Consider the following 20,181-nt stretch of genomic DNA (forward strand, 5'->3'; position numbering starts at 1 on the left):
ATTAATTGTAATGCAAATCGGAAATAGACACCGGTGCAGCCTGCTTGAAAGACAGCGGAGTTGTACCGGTGTCTTTTTTGAACAGATTTATAAAATGGTTTGTGTTCTCGATTCCAACCTGGGATCCGACCTCGTGGACGGACAGATCTGTTGTGAGAAGGAGCCTTTTGGCAACATCGATCCTGCGACTGTTGAGATAGCGCATAGGTGATTCACCGAAGTGAAATGAAAATTCTCTGCATATCCTGTATCTGCTGATCCTGTAAGTTGCCTCGAGGTCATCAAGCGACATCGGTTCGGCGTAGTTTGTATCCATCTGATTCTTTATCGATAAAAGATAAGAAGGCACACAATCCATCTTCTTGGATGAGTTTTCAATAAATACACATAATTCGGTCAGGATATCATTAAACCATTTGGAAATTCTGAAAATATCGGTGGCAGACAACTCCCCCTGGAGTCTGCTTATCAGTGAAAGATGACTCCAGAGTACAGAGGCTCCGGCAGAGTCCTTTTTATAATATATGGATTCGGGGAGAAACTCGTGATACAGGCGAAGTGGAGCTCCGAGGATGAATGCATCGTAGAAACGACACTTGCCGTTCGTGGCGTATGTTATTTCTGATCCTGCCTCAAAAAGCGCGGCTGTATTCTTGGAATATGATGATTTGCTGTTGCCCGATGTTACTGTAAGAGTTCCTTCATATATATAGAAGAAATGGTAACACGGAATGAAAGAGAAGGTATAACTGCATGAATAAGCAAAAGAAATATCGCCGTTGGCCAGAAGATGAATCAGGCCATCGTTAATCATTGATTCTTCATATGTAAAGAACGCACTGTGGAATCTTGCGTTCTCAATATCTTTCTGAATATTGTAACCTGACAGTACAGTGCAGGAAATTAATTCTTTAGCTAACATGTAAACCACCTCCTATCCATAATAATACAATTATTAAACAATCATCACAAGCTAAAAGCGATATAAATTAGCGGCTAATTAGCTAAAAAAACAATAAAATGCTAATTAAAGATAAAAATATATAGATAAAATGTCTATACGATATTGAAAAAAAATAACGATAATGGTAAAATTAACGAAAAGTACAAAATACTGTGATTAAAAACAAAATTGAGTGATGACTAAAAAGTAAATTAATGTATACTTAATATAAAGTTAAAAACAAAGAAGGTTTTAAGGAGGACAAAACTATGAAATCAAAGCGTATTGCATGTATCGCAATGGCTGGTCTTATGGCAGCATCACTTGCAGGTTGTGGAGGCTCAGACAGCGATAACAAGGACACAACAGAGGCAACAAAGGCTGCCACAGAGGCAGCAGGAAGTGATTCAGCAGATGACACAACAGCTGATGCTGAGGGAATCAAGTCATATGCAGACATCCAGTTAGGAACAGACTTCACAGATCTTTCAGCGGAGATCAAGTTCTACAACAACAGAACTGATATGGACTCAGATGACTACGGCGGAAAGAACTGGAAGCAGTATCTTGAGGACTTCAACAAGGAGTATCCAAACATCAAGGTTGATGTCATCACAGATACAAACTATGCAGAAGATGCTCTTACACATCTTCAGTCAGGAAACTACGAGACAGTAATGTGTATCCCAGCAGTTGACATGGCAGACCTTTCAACATATTTCATGTCATATGGCGATTATGATACAATGAGCAGTCTTGTAATTACTCAAACAGATGGCTGTATCAGGGTCAGGTATATGGTGTACCTCTTGCAGCTACAACACAGGGTATCGTATACAACAAGAAGGTATTTGCTGATGCAGGTGTGACAGACGTACCTAAGACACCAGAGGAGTTCATTGCGGCACTCAAGGCAATCAAGGATAAGAATCCGGATTGTATTCCACTTTACACAAACTATGCAGCAGGCTGGACAATGGGAGCCTGGGATGATTATATCGCGATCACAGCAACAGGCGATGCTACATACAAGAACCAGAAGTTAGCCCATACAAAGGATCCATTCAAGAACTATGGCGACGATACACATGCTTATGCAGTATATAAGATCCTTTACGATGCAGTATCACAGGGACTTACAGAGGATGATTACTCAACAACAGATTGGGAGTCATGTAAGGGAATGATCAACAACGGCGAGATCGGATGTATGGTACTTGGTTCATGGGCATACCCACAGATGGAAGCAGGCGGACCTAACGCAGACGATATAGGATACATTCCTTTCCCTATCTCAGTAAATGGTAAGCAGTACGCTTCATCAGGAGCAGATTACTGCTTCGGTATCAACGTAAACGCTTCAGATGATGAGAAACAGGCAGCTCTTGTATTTGTTAAGTGGATGACAGAGAAGTCAGGATATGCTTACAACGAGGATTCACTTGCAATTGTTCCTGGTTCAGAGTCAAAGATCTCATTCGACGGTGTTGACTTCGTTGCAGACGAGCCAGCTCTTGAGGGCGAGGAGGATTACCTCAATCAGCTCAATTCAGAGTCAGAGCTTAACGTAAGCAATGGTGGTAACGACAAGATCCAGGCCATCATCGAGCATGCTGCAAATGGCGACATGTCATTCGATGATATCATGGCTGAGTGGAATCAGAAGTGGTCAGATGCTCAGGAGTCATTAGGAATCGAAGTTACTGAGAAGTAATAAAGATTTCAATATAAATAAGTAAGAATAAGCTACAGACCGGGGCGGGGATTGCCCGCCCCGGTTTATTTTGAGAAAAATGTCATCAAACGAGTATTTGATGACAGGCTACCAGCAGTGTAGCTCATGATTATAAAAAGGCGGTGGAATGAGTATGGCTAACAAAAAACAATCCGGCTTTGGTAAATGGGCGTCAAGCAGGAAGGGGCAGCAGGTTATAATATGCGCAGCCTTCGCAATTATCCCATTGCTTTTGCTATTAGTATTTACATATATACCATTCGGAGAGATGGTTAAATTTAGTTTCTACAAGATGAAATATACGACGCCTGTAGAAAAGAGAGAATTCGTAGGATTAGCAAATTATATCGATGTATTCACAAGAAAAGACTGTTTCGGTGCATTAAAGCTCAGTTTGTATTACATCGTAGGAGCACTTGTACAGTTAGTGCTTGCACTTTTCCTTGCAACTCTTCTGAGTTTCAAAGTAAAAGGTGGTAACCTTTTCAAGGGATTTATTTTCTTCCCTTATCTTATCAGTGGTATCGCTGTAGGTTTCATTTTCAAATTCTTCTTCACAAGAGGATTCGTGTTTGACTCAATCCTTCAGTTGTGTGGATTTAGCTTAGACAACCTTCCATACTGGCTCAAAGACCAGAGTGTCAACAACTGGACACTGGTTTCAACCTCGGTCTGGAGATACCTTGGACAGATGATGGTTCTCTTCATTGGAGCTATCATGTCGGTAGATGCAGAACTTTATGAGGCGGCAGAGCTTGATGGTGCAAATAAATTCCAGCAGTTTAGATATATCATACTGCCAAGTATCAAGACAATCGTTACATTAAATGTAATTTTAGCAATAACAGGATCACTCAGTGCTTTCGAGCAGCCTTTCGTTATCACAACAGGTGCAAACGGAACAGGTACTTACTTCATCATCATGAACAAGATAGCACATACAAGCCAGAAGGTCGGTCTTGCTTCAGCAATGGCCGTTGTACTTCTCCTTATCATACTTATATGTGCTGCGCTTCAGAAGCTGTTCTTTGAGTACATCTTCAAGGATTCAAGCTCAGATGATGAGAGTTATAAGGCAAAGAAGCTTCGCAAGAAACAGGAGAGAGATACCAAGAAATACGTGAAGCAGATGGCTGCTTCTGCGAAGGGGGGCAAGTAACATGGCAAGAGGAAAGACAGATGTGCCAGGCATAGCACCAATAAAAGAAAAACGAACCGTTGGATATTATGTAAGAGGTTTCCTCAAGTACTTTGTACTCATATTCTTCTCACTGTGTGCGGTTGTACCTCTTATATCATGTGTTACAACAGCCTTCAAGACAACAGATGAGTATAAGGCTACTTCAGTAATGGAACTTCCTGAAAGCTTTTTGAACTTCAGCAATTTTGTAAAGGCATTCACGACTGCCAACATGGGACGTGCATTCCTCAACTCAGTAATAGTCATGGTATGCGTACTTATCGTGTCAGTTGTAATAGGAACACAGCTTGCATATGTGCTTAACAGATTCAAGTTCCCGGGAAACGGCTTTATCAGAACACTTTTCCTTGTGGCATCATTGCTCCCTGCAGTTGCTATGCAGGTTACAGTCTACAACATCATGGGTGATCTGAGATTCATAGATCACTTATATGGTTACATCATCATGAGCTGTGGTACAGATGTTATCTCGATCTACATCTTTATACAGTTTATGGAGAACATATCAGTATCTCTTGACGAGTCAGCTATCGTGGATGGTGCATCATACTGGACCATCTACTGGAAGATCATACTTCCACTTCTCAAGCCGGCTATCGTTACTGCTTGTATACTGAAAGGCGTTGTAATCTATAACGAGTACTACGCTGCAAACCTTTACCTCATAAGCCCGGAGATCAAGACAATGGCTATCTCACTCTACAAGTTCGTAGGACCTAAGGGAAGTCAGTACAACCTGATCTGTGCAGGTGTTATCATATCGATCATACCGGCACTTATAGTATTCATCTGCTGTCAGAAACAGATTTATAGTGGTATTACACAGGGTGCTGTAAAGGGTTAATAATTTATTAGAAGAAGAGAGTTCATGAATATGAGAAATGAAATTCAAAAAGAATTAATAGATGCTATCATCCCATTCTGGGAGGCCCTGAGGGATGATGAGTACGGCGGATTTTATGGGTATATGGATTATGACCTCAACCTTGATAAAAAGGCTGAGAAGGGTTGTATTCTTAACAGTAGAATTACCTGGTTCTTCGCAAGTGCGTATAAGGCACTCAAGGACCCGAAGCTTCTAGATGAGGCTGCTCATGGATATGAATTTCTGAAAGAATATTGTATAGACAGGGAATATGGCGGAATATATTGGTCCATGAATTACGATGGTTCACCCAAAGATACGACAAAACACACATACAATCAGGCATTTAGTATATATGCCTTATCCGCCTATTACGAAGCTTCCGGTGATTCGGAAGCTTTGGACCTGGCCCTGCAGCTTTTCCATACAATAGAAGAGAAATGTACTGACGAAGGTGGCTATCTCGAGGCATTTACAAGAGAGTTCAAGCCAGAGTCAAATGATAAGCTTTCTGAGAATGGTGTTCTCGCAGAGAGAACAATGAACACACTGCTCCATGCACTTGAGGCTTACACAGAACTTTATAAGGTATCCAAGGATTCCAAGGTAAAGGAGCGCCTGAAATGGCTGCTCGATGTATTTGCTGATAAGGTATACAATCCGGAGCTTAAGAGACAGGAAGTGTTCTTTGATAAGGATTATAACTCTCTGATCGATCTGTACTCATACGGACATGACATTGAGACATCATGGCTCCTGGATAGGGCGACCGAGGTGCTTGGAGAGGCAGAGTACACAGAGAAGATTACAAAGATAACAGATATCCTTGCAGAGCAGATATATGAGATTGCTTTCGATGGACATTCAGTTCTTACAGAATGTGAAAAGGGCGTGCCATACACGGTAAGAGTATGGTGGGTTCAGGCAGAATCAATAGTAGGATTCATAAATGCTTATCAAAAGTCGGGTGATAAGAAGTATTACGAGGCTGCTGAGAAGGTGTGGGAGTATATAAAGGAATACTTCATAGACAAGAGACCGGGATCAGAGTGGTTCTGGGATCTGAATGCGGATGGAACACCAAGAGTCGGACGTCCTATAGTTGAGCCATGGAAGTGCCCATACCACAACGGCAGAATGTGCCTTGAGATTATGAACAGACTCGCTGACGGCAAATAAATAGCATTCAATTGCTTTCAAATTATAAGGAGAATGCCTAAATGATGAATGAGAAATATTATGTAGAGCTTGACAAACTGAACAAGCTTCTTGAGAGAAAGAATAAGAAGACAGATTTCTATAATGGAATCTATGACAGATATGAGTACCCTGTACTCACAAGAGAGATGATACCTCTCACATGGAGATATGACTTAAACCCTGAGACAAATCCATACTTCATTGAGCGTCTCGGAGTTAACGCTGTCATGAACTCAGGTGCTATCTACCTGAACGGCAAGTATTATCTTGTCGCAAGAATAGAGGGAAATGACAGAAAGTCATTCTTCGGCGTAGCTGAGAGTGACAACGGTATCGATGGATTCCGTTTCTGGGATTATCCAATCCTTCTGGATGATGTATGTCCTGAGGAAACAAATGTATATGATATGAGACTGACACAGCACGAGGATGGATGGATCTACGGTGTGTTCTGTTCAGAGAGCAAGGATACAACTGTAAATGACCTCTCAGCAGCAGTTGCAGCAGCAGGTATCGTGAGAACAAAGGATTTAAAGCACTGGGAGCGCCTTGACAACCTCAAGACTCTTCGTTCCCCACAGCAGAGAAATGTTGTACTTCACCCTGAATTTGTGGATGGCAAGTACGCATTCTATACACGTCCAATGGATGATTTCATCGAGACAGGAAGCGGCAGCGGAATAGGATTCGGTCTCTGTGATGATATAGAGCATGCGGTTATAGACGAGGAGAAGATGACAAGTCTTCGTAAGTACCACACTATAACAGAGGCAAAGAACGGTGCAGGTGCACCTCCAATAAAGACAGACAAGGGCTGGATCCACATCGCACATGGTGTGAGAAACACAGCTGCCGGTCTTAGATATGTACTCTACGCATTTGCAACAGACCTCAATGATCCTTCAAAGGTTATCGCTGAGCCATCAGGAATGCTCATCGGACCTCGTGGTGAGGAGAGAGTCGGCGATGTATCCAACGTTGTATTCACAAATGGCGCCATCGTAAACGAGAACAACGAAGTGTTCATCTACTACGCATCAAGCGATACAAGAATGCATGTTGCAACAACAACAGTTGACAGACTTATCGATTATGTATTCAACACACCATCTGATCCGGGAAGAAGTGTAGAGTGCGTAGCACAGAGATGTGAGCTTATCAAGAAGAACCTGGAGTTTCTTAAGAATACAGACAAGTAAGAAAGTATAATATATGGGCTGCCAGATGAAACAGCACGTTGGTTAGTATGCCCTTTGCCTGTGCAGATACCATATAACGTGATAATAAAATAAAAAATCCGGCTAAGATGCCGGAAGAAAGAGGTACTTATGTCAGAAGTAAAAATGTTCAGCGAGCCTGTGCCAAACGTGCCATGGCAGGACAGACCGGCAAATGACAATCATGACGCTCCAATCTGGAGATATACAGAGAATCCTATAATAGGAAGAAACCCGGCAAAGGGTGTTGCAAGAATATTCAACAGTGCGGTAGTTCCATTTGAGGGAAAATTTGTCGGAGTATTTAGAGGCGAGCAGGTGAATGGAATTCCATACATCTACCTCGGAGAGAGCGAGGATGCTATCCACTGGAATATCAGCGAGGAGAAGATCAAGTTTGTTGATGAGAACGGTGTAGAGTTCATGCCTATATACGCATATGATCCAAGACTTGTAAAGGTAGAGGATACATATTATGCAATCTGGTGCCAGGATTTCTACGGTGCAGCGATAGGCATCGCAAAGTCAAAGGATCTCAAGACATTTGTGAGAATCGAGAACCCATTCCTTCCATTTAACAGAAATGCAGTTCTCTTCCCAAGAAAGATCAACGGTAATTTCGTGATGCTGTCACGCCCAAGTGACAGTGGACACACACCATTTGGTGATATATTCGTAAGTGAGAGTCCTGATATGGTTTACTGGGGTAAGCACAGACATGTCATGGGCAAGAGCAGCGAGTGGTGGGAGTCACTCAAGATTGGCGGCGGTGCAGCCCCTATTGAGACTTCTGAAGGATGGCTGTTATTCTACCATGGAGTAGCGGGAACATGTAACGGTTATGTATATTCGATCGGTGGAGCAATCCTTGATATCGACAACCCATCGATCGTTAAGTATCGTTGTGAGAACTTCCTTCTCACACCAGAAGAGTGGTACGAGGAGCGTGGATTTGTTCCTAATGTATGCTTCCCATGTGCTACTATTCACGACAGCGAGTCTGGAAAGATCGCCATTTACTACGGTGCAGCTGACAGCTATGTTGGCCTTGCATTCACAAAGCTTGATGAGATCGTAGATTATATCAAGTCACACAGTGTGGTAACAACTTCTGATACCGAGATCGGTAGAAGATAGTTAGTTATAGATCGCTATGAGCCCCTACTCATACGCGGCAATTGTATTATTTTTTTCTCATTTCCCAAGGCGGTGCCCGCCGCCTTCGGGGCCCCTCTAAAAAGAAATGTAATGGCAGGTGATTGCCAAAACTTTTAGACTATGACAGCCTGGCAGTAAGCCAGGCTGAATTTGATTCTGAGGGCTTTGGCAATCATAAAAACTAAAAAGGCAGAAAAAAGACTGTAATATGTAGAAAAAAGACAACAGACGCAATAAAATAGCAGTGACATACATTATCATGGAAATGACGAGTGAAGAAGTCATGGTCAGTGTAAAAATGTGATTTCTTCACCGTCTTATATAGAACAGGCAATTGGGGAATGGTGTAATCAGTAACAGGTGTACATATTCGACATTGTCATGGTTCGGACATTTGAGCCCGCCGGTACTTAGATGGCGCGTTAGCGGCATCTTAGTATCCGCTGCAGGGCGAAACGAGCGGGAGCGTTCCGAGCCAGACAAGTCGGATGTGTACACCGTACGGATATGCACACAATTGCCGTACGTCAAAAGGAGGAAAATGACAATGAACAAGGAAATACTTTTTTTAAATCCCGTGTTTACGCACAATATCTGGGGCGGTACAAAGCTCAGAGAAGAATATGGATATGATGTTGAGGGCGATGATATAGGCGAGTGCTGGGGAGTTGCGGCACATGAGAATGGCAACTGTACAGTGAAAAATGGCGAGTTTGCAGGTCATACGCTTGCCGACTTATGGGACAGCCACAGAGAGCTGTTTGGCGGCATAGATGGTGTCAGATTCCCACTGCTTATAAAGATAATCGATGCAAAAGATGATCTGAGTATTCAGGTGCATCCGGACGATGCATACGCAGCAGAACATGAGAATGGTTCATTTGGTAAGATGGAGTGCTGGTATATTCTTGACTGCAAGGAAGATTCAACACTTGTAATCGGTCATAATGCAAGGACAAAGGAAGAATTATGTGATATGATCGAAGGTAAGAAATGGAAGGAGTTTATCAGAGAGATCCCTGTTAAGAAGGGGGATTTCATTCAGATAGATCCCGGTACAGTACACGCGATCAAAGGAGGAATCACACTTCTTGAGACACAGCAGAACAGTGACATCACATACAGAGTTTATGATTATGACAGACTGAGCAATGGAAAGCCTAGAGATCTTCACGTAAAGCAGAGCATAGATGTTATAACAGTTCCTGCAAAGCCGGTTGAGGACAGCGTTATAAGTGTCAAGGCAGATAAGGCAAATGAACTCTGTGAGCTTATAAGCTGTAAGTATTACACAGTATACAAGCTGGATGTTGAGGGAAAGGCAGAGCTGAATGTGGGCGACAAGCCATTCCTTATCATGTCTGTAGTTGCGGGAAGTGGAACAGTGGATGGAAACGCTATAAAGAAGGGTGATCACTTTATCCTGCCAAACGGATACAGCAACCCAGTGTTTGAGGGCAATATGGAGATCGTAGCATCCACAGTCAGCAAGTAAGATCCTGCCTTTGGAAGAGAATGTCAAGGGGGATAGTTATGAAGAGAAAGACGATAGGTGTTCTGGTAGGTGGAATCACGGATGATTTTACGAGGCTGCTCTGTCATGGGGTTATAGAGAGAGCAAAGACGCTTGATGTCAATATAGTTGTTATTCCGGGTAAGTTTCTTGACCGGGAATACCCAGAAACGTCAGATATATATTATGAATATCAGTATCAGACACTGTTTTCCTATGCTACAAAGGAGAATCTGGACGGCGTTATTGTTGCATCGAGTTGTATTGGCTGCTTTGCAACCAAGGAGCGTATCAGCGAATTTATGAAAAGATATCTGCAGATGCCGTGCGTGATAGTGGCTGCAGATGAGCCGGATCAGATTTGTGTCAGATATGACAATGGAGCAGGCATAAGAGAAGGACTCAATTACATGATCGAGGAACTTGGTTATACAAGAATAGGCATGATAGGCGGTCCGGACTCCAATTATGATGCAAAGGAGAGAAGGAGAACCTACATTGAGGTGCTTGAGGCTCATGGAATAGAGTTTGATCCGGGACTTTATGTGGAGGGCAATCTTACATCGGAATCAAAAGAGGTTTTCAGAGATATTCTGGACAGAAATCCGGATATGCAGGGAGTGTTCTGTGTGAATGATTCCTGTGCATCTGGTTTTTATGAAGAACTTAAGGCGAGGGATATTCTGCCGGGAAGAGATATATCAGTCATGGGTTACGATGATATTGAGTGGGCTACACAGATATATCCGACGCTTTCGACTGTGCGTGCAGACGCGGGAAAACTTGGCTCAGAGGCTGTAAATCTTATGGTCAGGCTTATTGATGGCAAGCAGGTTGAGAGTAAGATACTTCCTACTGAGTTTATCAGAAGAGATTCATTCTGTAAAAAAGGCGGATCAAGAAAACGTAGTAAGAATGTCATTGAGGGATATCTCTCAATGAACCATATGCTCTCAGAGCAGTGGGAAGAGCGGAATAAGACTCAGTTTAAGATGAAAACATTTATCCAGAAGGTCTTGAGCTTTGACAGAGGCAACGACAGAAGTTATGGAGAGATTCTTGGCACCATGGACTGGCTGGACATAGAGAATGCATTTATATTCTTATATAAAGAGCCAATAATACATCTGATCGGTGAGCCATTTGAACTGCCTGACCAGTTATATCTCAAGACTAAGGATCTTAAAGAGAAGGTCAGCAGTGTGATCACTGTGAACCAGAAGGTGTCATCATCAAATCTCTATGATTTTGAGAGTCTCGGTGTGGAAGGAGCTGGAATATATGTACTCTTGCCGCTGTATTCCAACGAAATACTCTATGGAGTTCTTCTGTGTGATCTCACGGAAGGAGTTCTGGTGAATGGGGAGTTTCTTGGAAACCAGGTCTCAGCTGCTGTCAAGATGATCAATCTGCTCAAGACGAACGAGGAGATCATGAAGCGCCTTGAGGAGAGTATGGCGATCCTGCAAAAAAACAACATTATGCTTGACAATCTGTCAAAACAGGATCCCCTTACAGGAATCATGAACAGACGAGGTTTCTTTGACAGATCATTACAGCTGCTCAAGGAATGTGAGGAGCAGAAAAGGACGGCTACGGTATTCTACGCTGATATGAACAGTCTCAAGATCATCAATGACAGATATGGACATGATGAGGGTGATTTCTCTCTTAAAACCATAGGAGATATTCTGATCAAATCTGTAGGCGATAATGGAATCGTAGGCAGAATAGGTGGCGACGAGTATTGCTGTCTTGTACTCGGCCTTAAGGACTCTGACGCTGCAGATGCATTTGCTGAGGAAGTATACAGTTCATTTGAGAAGTTCAATGAGCATTGTGATAAGCCTTATAAAGTGAGTGTATCGCTTGGAAACTGTCAGATCGTAGAATATAACAAGAAAGGTCTTCAGAATGCCATGACTATGGCAGATGAGAAGCTGTATGAGGTGAAGAAGTACAGGAAGAAGGATGTTGTTAAGGTTAAGAATTGATAATTTATATAATAAATAAAAGGTATGATCAGGTTGCGTTGAGTGCAGCTTGATCATACCTTTTTTTGTAAAATTTATGCTCCCAGAAAAAATGTCTAAAATGTATAAATACAGAAAAAATATCTAATAATACTCGTGTGATGCATATTGTGCATGGAGGTGTTGTTGAGATGAAAAGAAATGATCATGGATGGAAACTGGTTTCGGATTCCGGCTGCAGTCTGCTTGTGCCGGATGGACCGGATGGACTGGCTGGAATAGATTATGCTGAGGTTCCGTTTGTAATATCTGTTGATAACACAGATTATATAGACGAACCGGGTATAGATATAGAGAAGATGCTTGAACATATTGCAAATTGCCGGTCAGGCGGAAGAACTAGCTGCCCTTCACCCCATGCGTGGCTTGAGGCGTGGGGGGATGCGGAAAATGTTATCGCATTTACGTTGTCAGCTGCATTGTCGGGAAGTTACAACAGCGCCATAGCTGCAAGACATATGGCGCTTGAGAAATATCCGGACAGGAATATTGCGGTGATAAACACATGTGGTGCCGGGGGGCTCCCGGAACAGCTGACAAATATAATATATGAAGGTATTCATGAAGGTGATTCATTTGATGCCATAGTAAGTGCTGCCGACAAAGCAGTGAGGGAGACGCAGGTAATGTTTGCCTTGGGGAGTCTGGACAACCTGATAAAGGCGGGCAGATTAAATAAGCTTGTGGGTTATGCGGCTCATAGATTCAATATATCCGCAATAGGTGTGGCATCACCTGGTGGACGAATTGAACTCAGACACAAATTCAGAGGTATGAAGAAGACATATGATAAGCTGATAGATACTCTCCGGGAGACGGGATTTGCAGGGGGAGAGCTGGTCATAAGCCACTGTATGAATGAGGAGGGAGCAGAAAAGCTGGGGCATCTTATCAAGGCTGAATGGCTCGACACGGATGTGAGCGTCGTACCTGCAAGCGGGCTGTGCAGCTATTATATGGGAAAAGACGGGCTGATAATAACATATCATGAGTAGACTGCTACACGGATAAATTATATAAAATGCTTGAAATAGACAAAATAATGGAAAATAATGGAAGGCTGCCACACCTTCTATTATTTTTTGTGTATTAACCTATTGACATAGTAGGTAAATGGGAATATCCTATTTTTGCGAGTCAGATATTGACTTATTACGCCCAAAAATGGCGGATGAGGGTGATGACTGGAATGACCGTGTATTTGCGGCTGGAATGTGATCACACTCATATGTAAGGAGGATTTACAGATATGGTGATTTCTTCAAAGGGAGAATATGCCCTGAGGGTCATGGCAGACCTTGCCATAAACCACGACGGCAGATTCATTCCGTTAAAAGAAATAGTTCAGAAAGAGGAACTGTCCCAGAAGTATCTGGAGAGTATAATGCGCATGCTGTCCAAGGCAAATCTGATAGAGGCAGCCAGCGGACATGGCGGAGGCTACAGACTCAAAAAGGCTCCTGAGGAATATACACTGTGGGAGATACTTGAACTCACGGAAGGTGGACTTGCCCCGGTGGCATGCATGAAGAACAGCGCAATGACCTGTGACAGATCCGGACAGTGCTACACTTTGCCGATATGGCAGGGACTGGCGGAGTTGATACAGGATTATTTCCAGGGTAAGACACTGGCGGATATAGCCAGAAATGTGGAATGAGCAGAGTAATTTGATACAAGCAAAAAGATAATTAAAGCGGGACAATTGAATCGCCGGATATAGAAGTGATAAAGCAATTGCCGGGCTTGGTATAAAAGGAGGCAGACTGATGTCAGATAAAAAATTATTGGAAGTTAAGAATTTACATGTTGATGTTGAGGATAAACAGATCCTTCACGGTGTGAACCTGGAGATCGGCAAGGGTGAGACACATGTACTTATGGGACCTAATGGAACCGGAAAGTCAACCCTTGGATATGCACTTATGGGCAATCCTAGATATACAGTCAGAGAGGGCGAGATATGGTTTGATGGTAAGAACATCACAGAAGAGGCTGTCAATGAGCGTGCAAAGGCAGGAATATTCCTCTCATTCCAGAATCCTCTAGAGGTGCCTGGTGTGACACTCAGCTCATTTATAAGAAATGCCCTTGAGCAGAAGACCGGCAAGAGAATCCGTCTCTGGGATTTCAAGAAGGAGCTTGAGAGAACCATGGAGATCCTTCAGATGGATCCATCTTATGCGGAGAGAGACCTGAATGTGGGATTTTCAGGTGGTGAGAAGAAGAAGGCAGAGATACTTCAGCTTCTGATGCTCAAGCCATCACTGGCAATCCTTGACGAGACAGATTCAGGACTTGACGTTGATGCAGTCCGTACAGTATCAGCAGGTATCGAGGAATACCAGAAGAACTGCAAGGGAAGTCTGCTTATCATCACACACAGCACCAAGATCCTTGAGTCACTCACCGTTGACTACACACATGTCATGGTTGAGGGCAAGATCATAGAGACTGGTGACGCATCACTTGTGGACAAGATCAACGAGTCTGGATTTGCAGAGTATGAAAGGATATAGAAGATGAAGGAAAAGACATATGTAGAGGACATAGACAGAAATATATATGACTTCAAGTATGATGACAAAGATGCCTATAAGCTTAAAGCTGGTCTCACACCTGAGATAGTTGAGCAGCTTTCAAAGGAGAAACATGATCCGGCATGGATGCAGAATTTCAGACTTGAGTCTTTACAGATATACAACAATATGCAGGTTCCTGACTGGGGCCCATCCATCGAGGGACTGGATATTGACAATATAGTTACTTACGTAAGACCAAATACCAAGATGAAGGGCAGCTGGGATGAAGTTCCTGAGGATATCAAGGATACATTTGAGAGACTTGGAATCCCTCAGGCTGAGAGAAAATCCCTTGCGGGAGTTGGCGCACAGTACGACTCAGAGCTCGTATATCACAATGTCCGCCAGGAGGTTGCGGATATGGGAGTTGTGTACACTGATATGGAGAGTGCACTCACAGGTGAGTATGCAGACATGGTGCAGAAGCATTTCATGAAGCTTGTCACCCCTCATGATCACAAATTTGCAGCACTTCACGGAGCTGTGTGGTCAGGCGGTTCATTTGTATATGTGCCACCTGGAGTAAAGGTTGAGATTCCACTTCAGTCATACTTCAGACTTAATGCAGCGGGCGCGGGTCAGTTTGAGCACACACTCATCATAGTAGATGAGGGAGCAGACCTCCATTTTATAGAGGGATGTTCGGCACCGAAGTACAATGTGGCGAACCTTCACGCAGGCTGTGTGGAGTTGTTTGTCGGCAAGAACGCAAAGCTCAGATATTCAACCATAGAGAACTGGTCCAAGAACATGTACAACCTGAACACCAAGAGAGCCCGCGTTGAAGAGGGTGGAACCATCGAGTGGGTATCGGGTTCATTTGGATCACATGTGTCATACCTTTACCCGATGAGCGTGCTCAAGGGCAAGGGCGCCAGGATGGAGTTCACCGGAGTTACATTTGCCGGTAAGGGACAGAATCTTGACACAGGAGCGAAGGTAGTTCATGCGGCACCTGACACAAGCTCATATATCAACACAAAGTCTATCTCCAAGGATGGGGGTATAAGCACATTCCGTTCATCAGTTGTAGTGACAAAGGAGGCTGAGAACTCCAAGGCAGCAGTTTCCTGCCAGTCACTTATGCTTGATTCGATATCACGTTCGGACACCATACCGGCCATGGATATCAGAACCAAGAAGGTAAATGTGGGACATGAGGCACAGATAGGAAGCATCAGTGACGAGGCTGTGTTCTACCTGATGTCCAGAGGAATGAGTGAAGAAGACGCGAGAGCATGTATCGTCAGTGGATTTGCAGACAATGTATCGAAGGAGCTGCCGCTTGAGTATGCTCTTGAGATGAACAACCTCATCCGTCTTGAGATGAAGGGCAGCATAGGTTAAGGAGGTGCGGTGACATGGAGAACAATAACGAGATGAAGATCAACAAGCTCCCGGCAAAGACATGGTACTGGCTTCGCATGAACGACACAGCACTTAACTGGAATCCGGACATGGCGGGATGCAGTGTGAAGATAGATGGCGGCAAGGAAGCTGATAAGCAGGCTTCTGATTTCGATGGAATAGAGACTGGTGCAGGAAGAGATGCGGACGTACTCTTCGCACAGCAGGCAGCAGGAAGTGTACTCGTTGCGGACGAGACCAATAAAGGGCAGACAGTGCACGTGCTGATAAATGGAACCGGGGCAAATGGCAGCAGCGGTTATGCTTACGTGCAGGCAGATGCAGGTTCAGACATGACAGTCATAGAGACATTTGGCGAGAATGCGGAGGGCGGTAGCCTGGCATTCCGTACGCGTTTTAATATAGAGAAGGATGCACACATACGTCTTGTACAGATATTTATGCAGGATGAGAACACGACCATACTCAACGACGTGGGAAGTGAGTGTGCGGAGAATGGGCAGCTAGATGTGCTTCAGATATTTATCGGCAAGGGCAATCTGTACAACGGCGTGAGAACTGAGCTCATTGGTAAGCGTGCTTCAACCAACATGGATATAGGTTACCTTGGCCAGAAGAAGCAGGTCATAGATATCAACCTTGTGGTTAACCATATAGGCAAGAAGACCAACTGCAACATACAGGTGGATGGAACACTTAAGGATGCTGCGGAGAAGATATTCAGAGGTTCGATAGATTTCAAGACAGGTTCATCGGATTCGAAGGGCGCTGAGACTGAGAATGTACTGCTGCTCGGCGATGATGTGGTGAACAAGACTATACCGCTTATCCTCTGTGCAGAGGAAAATGTGGAGGGATCACATGGAGCGACCATCGGTGAGCTTGACGAGGATACTTTATTCTACTTCGCGTCAAGGGGAATCGATATGGAGACAGCCGAGGACATGATGACCAAGGGCAAGATGGAGGTCCTCTACCGCAAGATCCAGGACGAGAACACAGAGAAGCTGGTGGAGAAGCAGCTTGCGGAGGTAATGGAATATGACAGACAGGAATTATAGAGAGGATTTTCCTCTGTTGAGAAACAATGACACAGCTTATATAGACAATGCGGCCACAGCACAGAAGCCACAGGTTGTCATAGACGCTGAGAGAGAGTTCTATGAGAAGAGCAATGCGAATCCGCTCAGAGGATTCTATCCGCTCAGCCTTGAGGCTACAGAGAGGTATGAGAGTGCCAGAAAGGTTGTGAGAGATTTCATCCATGCGGATTCCGAGAAGGAAATAATCTTCACCAGGAATACCACAGAGAGCCTTAATCTTGTGGCATACAGCTATGCACTTAACAACCTGAAAGCCGGCGACGAGATAGCGGTCACCATCATGGAGCACCACAGCAATATGCTTCCATGGCAGATGGCAGCCAGAGCCACAGGCGCAACTCTCAGATATCTCGACTGCGAGAAGGATGGAACGCTGACTGACGAGACCATCAATGCGGGAATCAACGAGCACACAAAGCTGCTTGCTGTCGGACATGTGTCAAATGTCCTCGGATGTGTGAATCCGGTCAGAAAGATGGCTGACAGAGCACACAGCTTTGGCGCGGTTGTCGTTGTCGACGGCGCACAGAGTACACCGCATATGGCTATAGATGTGCATGAGCTGGGAGCGGACTTCTTTGCATTCTCAGGCCACAAGCTCATGGGACCTATGGGAATAGGCGTGTTATACGGAAGACAGGAACTGCTTGACGCGATGCCTCCATTCATGTCAGGCGGAGAGATGATAGATTCGGTTTCAAGAGATGGTGCGGTATACGCGGAATTGCCTCACAAGTTTGAGGCAGGTACAGTCAATGCGGCAGGAGCTGCGGGACTTGCGGCTGCTATAGGCTACATCAAAGAGGTTGGATTTGACTATATAGAAAAGAGAGAGCTGGAGCTCACGACCCGTGCTATGGAGGGACTTGCAAAGCTTCCTCACGTACATGTCATCGGTTCAGATAAGCCGGAGAACCACACCGGAATAGTGGCGTTCACCATAGACAATGTACACCCACACGATGTCAGCGAGATCATGGCTGCGGATGGAATAGATGTGAGAGCGGGACATCACTGCGCACAGCCACTGCTTGTACATCTGGGCGTGTACAACACGACAAGGGCAAGCTTTATGTTCTACAATACAGATGAAGAGGTAGATGCATTTGTGGAGAGCGTCACAAATGTGAGAAGGAGAATGGGATATGCAGAATAATATTCAAAACAGGAATTTTTATAATGAGATCCTTACAGAGCACAATATGAGACCTGAATTCAAATATGATCTTCCTGCAGCAAATGTTGTGCTGGAGGGTGTAAATCCCAACTGCGGTGATGACATCTGGCTTAAACTGAAGGTTGAGAACGGAGTCATCGAGGATGGATCATTCGTGGGAGATGGATGTGCTATATCCCAGGCGTCGGCAGATATAATGCTTGGAATGATCATAGGAAAGACCAAGGAGGAGGCCTTGAAGCTTGGGCAGCTCTTTCTGAAGATGATACAGGGAGAGGCTACAGACGAGGAGATAGACCAGCTTGAGGAGGCATCAGCGCTCAAGGATATAGCGCACATGCCGGCCAGAGTAAAGTGTGCGGTCCTCGGATGGCACACCCTTGAAGAAGCACTGAAGAATATATCATAAGGGTGGATTCCTTATGATAATGCGGGCGCTGCGCGAAGCGCATCGGAATGCGCCTGCTCCCCATATCGTAGATATTCTTTATCTGCATCTTAACTATAGGCATGATATACTTCACTTGAATGTGTGAAAGCGGGCGCCGCTGGTAAGATCTATGTCGTTTGTGACATGAGGTGTACTGGTGGCGCTTTCTTTAGAATAATCCAAAAGGGATTGATACATATGAAAAAAATAAATATACAAAAAAGCAAAAAAAATAAGGGGTGTAAATGTAAGGACATTATAAAAAATGCGCTGTTGATGCTGGTGATGATAGCCATAGGGGTTGGATTGTGTCTGATAATAAAGACAACATTTACTACAGACATATTGATACCGGCCGTCATGGTGTTTTCGGTATTTTTGATATCGGTGTTCACTGACGGATATGTGTATGGAATACTGGCATCTGTAGTCAGCGTGATAATAGTGAATTTTGCATTTACATTTCCGTATTTCAAGATAGATTTCCTGATACCTGAAAATATCACATCGGCGATAATCATGATAGCCATAGCGTTTATCACCTGTGGTTTTACAAGTAAGATAAAGCATCAGGAAATGCTCAAGAAAGAAAGTGAGATGGAGAAAATGAGGGCGAACCTGCTGCGTGCAGTGTCGCATGATTTTCGAACTCCGCTTACCACCATTTACGGGGCCAGCTCGGCACTTATAGAGAGTGGCAGCGAATTTACGGATGAGCAGAAGGAGAAGATGCTCAGGGGAATACAACAGGATTCCCAGTGGCTTTATCGTATGGTTGAGAATCTGCTGTCCGTAACGAGGCTGGACGGAGACATTAATCTCATAAAGACCCCGATAGCCCTGGATGAGCTGATAGATTCGGTGCTTATCAAATTTGCAAAGAGATATCCTGATCAGGAGGTAGAAGTCGATCTGCCCGATGAGCTGGTCATCATACCAATGGATGCAATTCTCATAGAGCAGGTTATCATCAATATCCTTGAGAATGCAGTACAGCATGCAGAGGGAATGAAGAATCTGGCATTGAATGTGAAATGCGATGGCGACAGGGTTGTGTTTGAGGTACAGGATGATGGCGATGGAATACCGGAGGATAGGTTGAAACACCTGTTTGATGGAAGCCTTCTGGGGGACAGCTCTGATGAGGTGTCCGCGGACTGCAGGCCGAGAAGAAATGCCGGAATAGGTCTGTCGGTATGTGCGACCATCATAAAAGCACATGGAGGAGATATAAGTGCATACAATTCCGCGGAAGGCGGTGCAGTATTCAGGTTTACACTGAAGATAGAGGAGGTTACGGATGAGCAATAACAAATACAAAGTCTTGATAATAGAAGATGAACAAAATATCAACAACCTGCTGGATACCTTGATGCAGGCAAATGGTTATCAGACGATCATAGCCACATCCTGCGGGAGTGGACTTATGATGTATGCGTCTCATAGGCCTGACATAGTTATACTTGATCTCGGACTCCCGGATAAGGATGGTATATCGTTCCTCACAGAGATAAGGAAGACGGATTTCACGCCGGTCATAGTTCTCTCGGCGAGATCTGATGAGAAGGATAAGGTGGAGGCTCTCAATCTGGGTGCAAATGATTATGTTACAAAACCATTTGGTTCGGAGGAGCTGGTTGCCAGGGTCAGATCTGC

General features: G+C 44.2%; 19 protein-coding genes. 18 read left to right on the forward strand and 1 reads right to left on the reverse strand.

The window, feature by feature from the left end; genetic code table 11:
• Position 1 precedes the first annotated feature (1 nt).
• Entirely contained in the window at positions 2-922 is a 921-nt protein-coding gene (locus ABUA34_RS05615; RefSeq protein ID WP_349822988.1) for a helix-turn-helix domain-containing protein, read from the reverse strand.
• Between the two features lie 290 nt (positions 923-1,212).
• Between ABUA34_RS05615 and ABUA34_RS05620 the strand changes: the two genes are divergently transcribed.
• The 18 genes from ABUA34_RS05620 to ABUA34_RS05705 all read left to right on the forward strand — a co-directional run.
• Positions 1,213-1,812, forward strand: a complete 600-nt coding sequence (locus ABUA34_RS05620) for a hypothetical protein (protein WP_349822989.1) — start codon at positions 1,213-1,215, stop codon at positions 1,810-1,812.
• On the forward strand, positions 1,773-2,657 hold the full coding sequence (locus ABUA34_RS05625; protein WP_349822993.1) for an ABC transporter substrate-binding protein: 885 nt from the start codon (positions 1,773-1,775) through the stop codon (positions 2,655-2,657). The genes ABUA34_RS05620 and ABUA34_RS05625 overlap by 40 nt, the downstream gene beginning before the upstream one ends.
• Positions 2,658-2,805: 148 nt before the next feature.
• Positions 2,806-3,837: a carbohydrate ABC transporter permease gene (locus ABUA34_RS05630; RefSeq protein WP_055145382.1), complete on the forward strand. Its 1,032-nt coding sequence runs from the start codon at positions 2,806-2,808 to the stop codon at positions 3,835-3,837.
• A 1-nt stretch (position 3,838) separates the two neighbouring features.
• A complete protein-coding gene (locus ABUA34_RS05635; RefSeq protein ID WP_349822990.1) occupies positions 3,839-4,723 on the forward strand; it encodes a carbohydrate ABC transporter permease in 885 nt (294 codons plus the stop codon).
• 24 nt (positions 4,724-4,747) lie between these two features.
• On the forward strand, positions 4,748-5,923 hold the full coding sequence (locus tag ABUA34_RS05640) for an AGE family epimerase/isomerase (protein ID WP_055145385.1): 1,176 nt from the start codon (positions 4,748-4,750) through the stop codon (positions 5,921-5,923).
• A gap of 41 nt (positions 5,924-5,964) precedes the next feature.
• Complete coding sequence (locus ABUA34_RS05645; protein ID WP_015534705.1) at positions 5,965-7,143, forward strand: glycoside hydrolase family 130 protein; 1,179 nt, start codon at positions 5,965-5,967, stop codon at positions 7,141-7,143.
• 129 nt (positions 7,144-7,272) lie between these two features.
• Positions 7,273-8,298 carry a glycoside hydrolase family 130 protein gene (locus ABUA34_RS05650; RefSeq protein ID WP_055145391.1) on the forward strand — a complete coding sequence of 342 codons (1,026 nt, stop codon included), beginning with the start codon at positions 7,273-7,275 and terminating at the stop codon, positions 8,296-8,298.
• A gap of 568 nt (positions 8,299-8,866) precedes the next feature.
• On the forward strand, positions 8,867-9,814 hold the full coding sequence (locus tag ABUA34_RS05655; protein ID WP_015534706.1) for a type I phosphomannose isomerase catalytic subunit: 948 nt from the start codon (positions 8,867-8,869) through the stop codon (positions 9,812-9,814).
• 38 nt (positions 9,815-9,852) lie between these two features.
• Positions 9,853-11,826 carry a GGDEF domain-containing protein gene (locus ABUA34_RS05660; protein WP_238050635.1) on the forward strand — a complete coding sequence of 658 codons (1,974 nt, stop codon included), beginning with the start codon at positions 9,853-9,855 and terminating at the stop codon, positions 11,824-11,826.
• A gap of 170 nt (positions 11,827-11,996) precedes the next feature.
• The gene (locus tag ABUA34_RS05665) at positions 11,997-12,860 is read left to right on the forward strand and encodes a DegV family protein (protein ID WP_055145399.1); all 864 of its coding nucleotides are present in this window, start codon (positions 11,997-11,999) and stop codon (positions 12,858-12,860) included.
• Positions 12,861-13,114: 254 nt separating this feature from the next.
• Positions 13,115-13,525 (forward strand): RrF2 family transcriptional regulator, encoded by a 411-nt coding sequence (locus tag ABUA34_RS05670; RefSeq protein WP_015534709.1) that lies wholly within the window; start codon positions 13,115-13,117, stop codon positions 13,523-13,525.
• Positions 13,526-13,634: 109 nt separating this feature from the next.
• Entirely contained in the window at positions 13,635-14,384 is a 750-nt protein-coding gene (gene sufC, locus ABUA34_RS05675; protein WP_004851768.1) for a Fe-S cluster assembly ATPase SufC, read from the forward strand.
• Between the two features lie 3 nt (positions 14,385-14,387).
• On the forward strand, positions 14,388-15,794 hold the full coding sequence (gene sufB, locus ABUA34_RS05680) for a Fe-S cluster assembly protein SufB (RefSeq protein ID WP_004851766.1): 1,407 nt from the start codon (positions 14,388-14,390) through the stop codon (positions 15,792-15,794).
• 14 nt (positions 15,795-15,808) lie between these two features.
• On the forward strand, positions 15,809-16,876 hold the full coding sequence (locus tag ABUA34_RS05685; protein WP_055145402.1) for a SufB/SufD family protein: 1,068 nt from the start codon (positions 15,809-15,811) through the stop codon (positions 16,874-16,876).
• Positions 16,857-18,074, forward strand: coding sequence for an aminotransferase class V-fold PLP-dependent enzyme (locus ABUA34_RS05690; RefSeq protein WP_349822991.1), 1,218 nt, complete (start codon positions 16,857-16,859; stop codon positions 18,072-18,074). Before ABUA34_RS05685 ends, ABUA34_RS05690 begins: the two co-directional genes overlap by 20 nt.
• Positions 18,064-18,504 (forward strand): Fe-S cluster assembly sulfur transfer protein SufU, encoded by a 441-nt coding sequence (gene sufU, locus ABUA34_RS05695; protein WP_004851759.1) that lies wholly within the window; start codon positions 18,064-18,066, stop codon positions 18,502-18,504. Before ABUA34_RS05690 ends, sufU begins: the two co-directional genes overlap by 11 nt.
• A gap of 219 nt (positions 18,505-18,723) precedes the next feature.
• Complete coding sequence (locus tag ABUA34_RS05700) at positions 18,724-19,836, forward strand: sensor histidine kinase (RefSeq protein WP_331473903.1); 1,113 nt, start codon at positions 18,724-18,726, stop codon at positions 19,834-19,836.
• Positions 19,826-20,181 (forward strand): response regulator (locus ABUA34_RS05705; RefSeq protein WP_349822992.1); only part of this gene is annotated, 356 nt, incomplete at its 3' end. The genes ABUA34_RS05700 and ABUA34_RS05705, both read left to right, overlap by 11 nt.

It is taken from the genome of Coprococcus sp. RTP21428st1_C9_RTP21428_210409 (genome assembly GCF_040227395.1).
In the GTDB taxonomy this organism is placed as follows: Bacteria; Bacillota; Clostridia; order Lachnospirales; family Lachnospiraceae; genus Coprococcus; species Coprococcus aceti.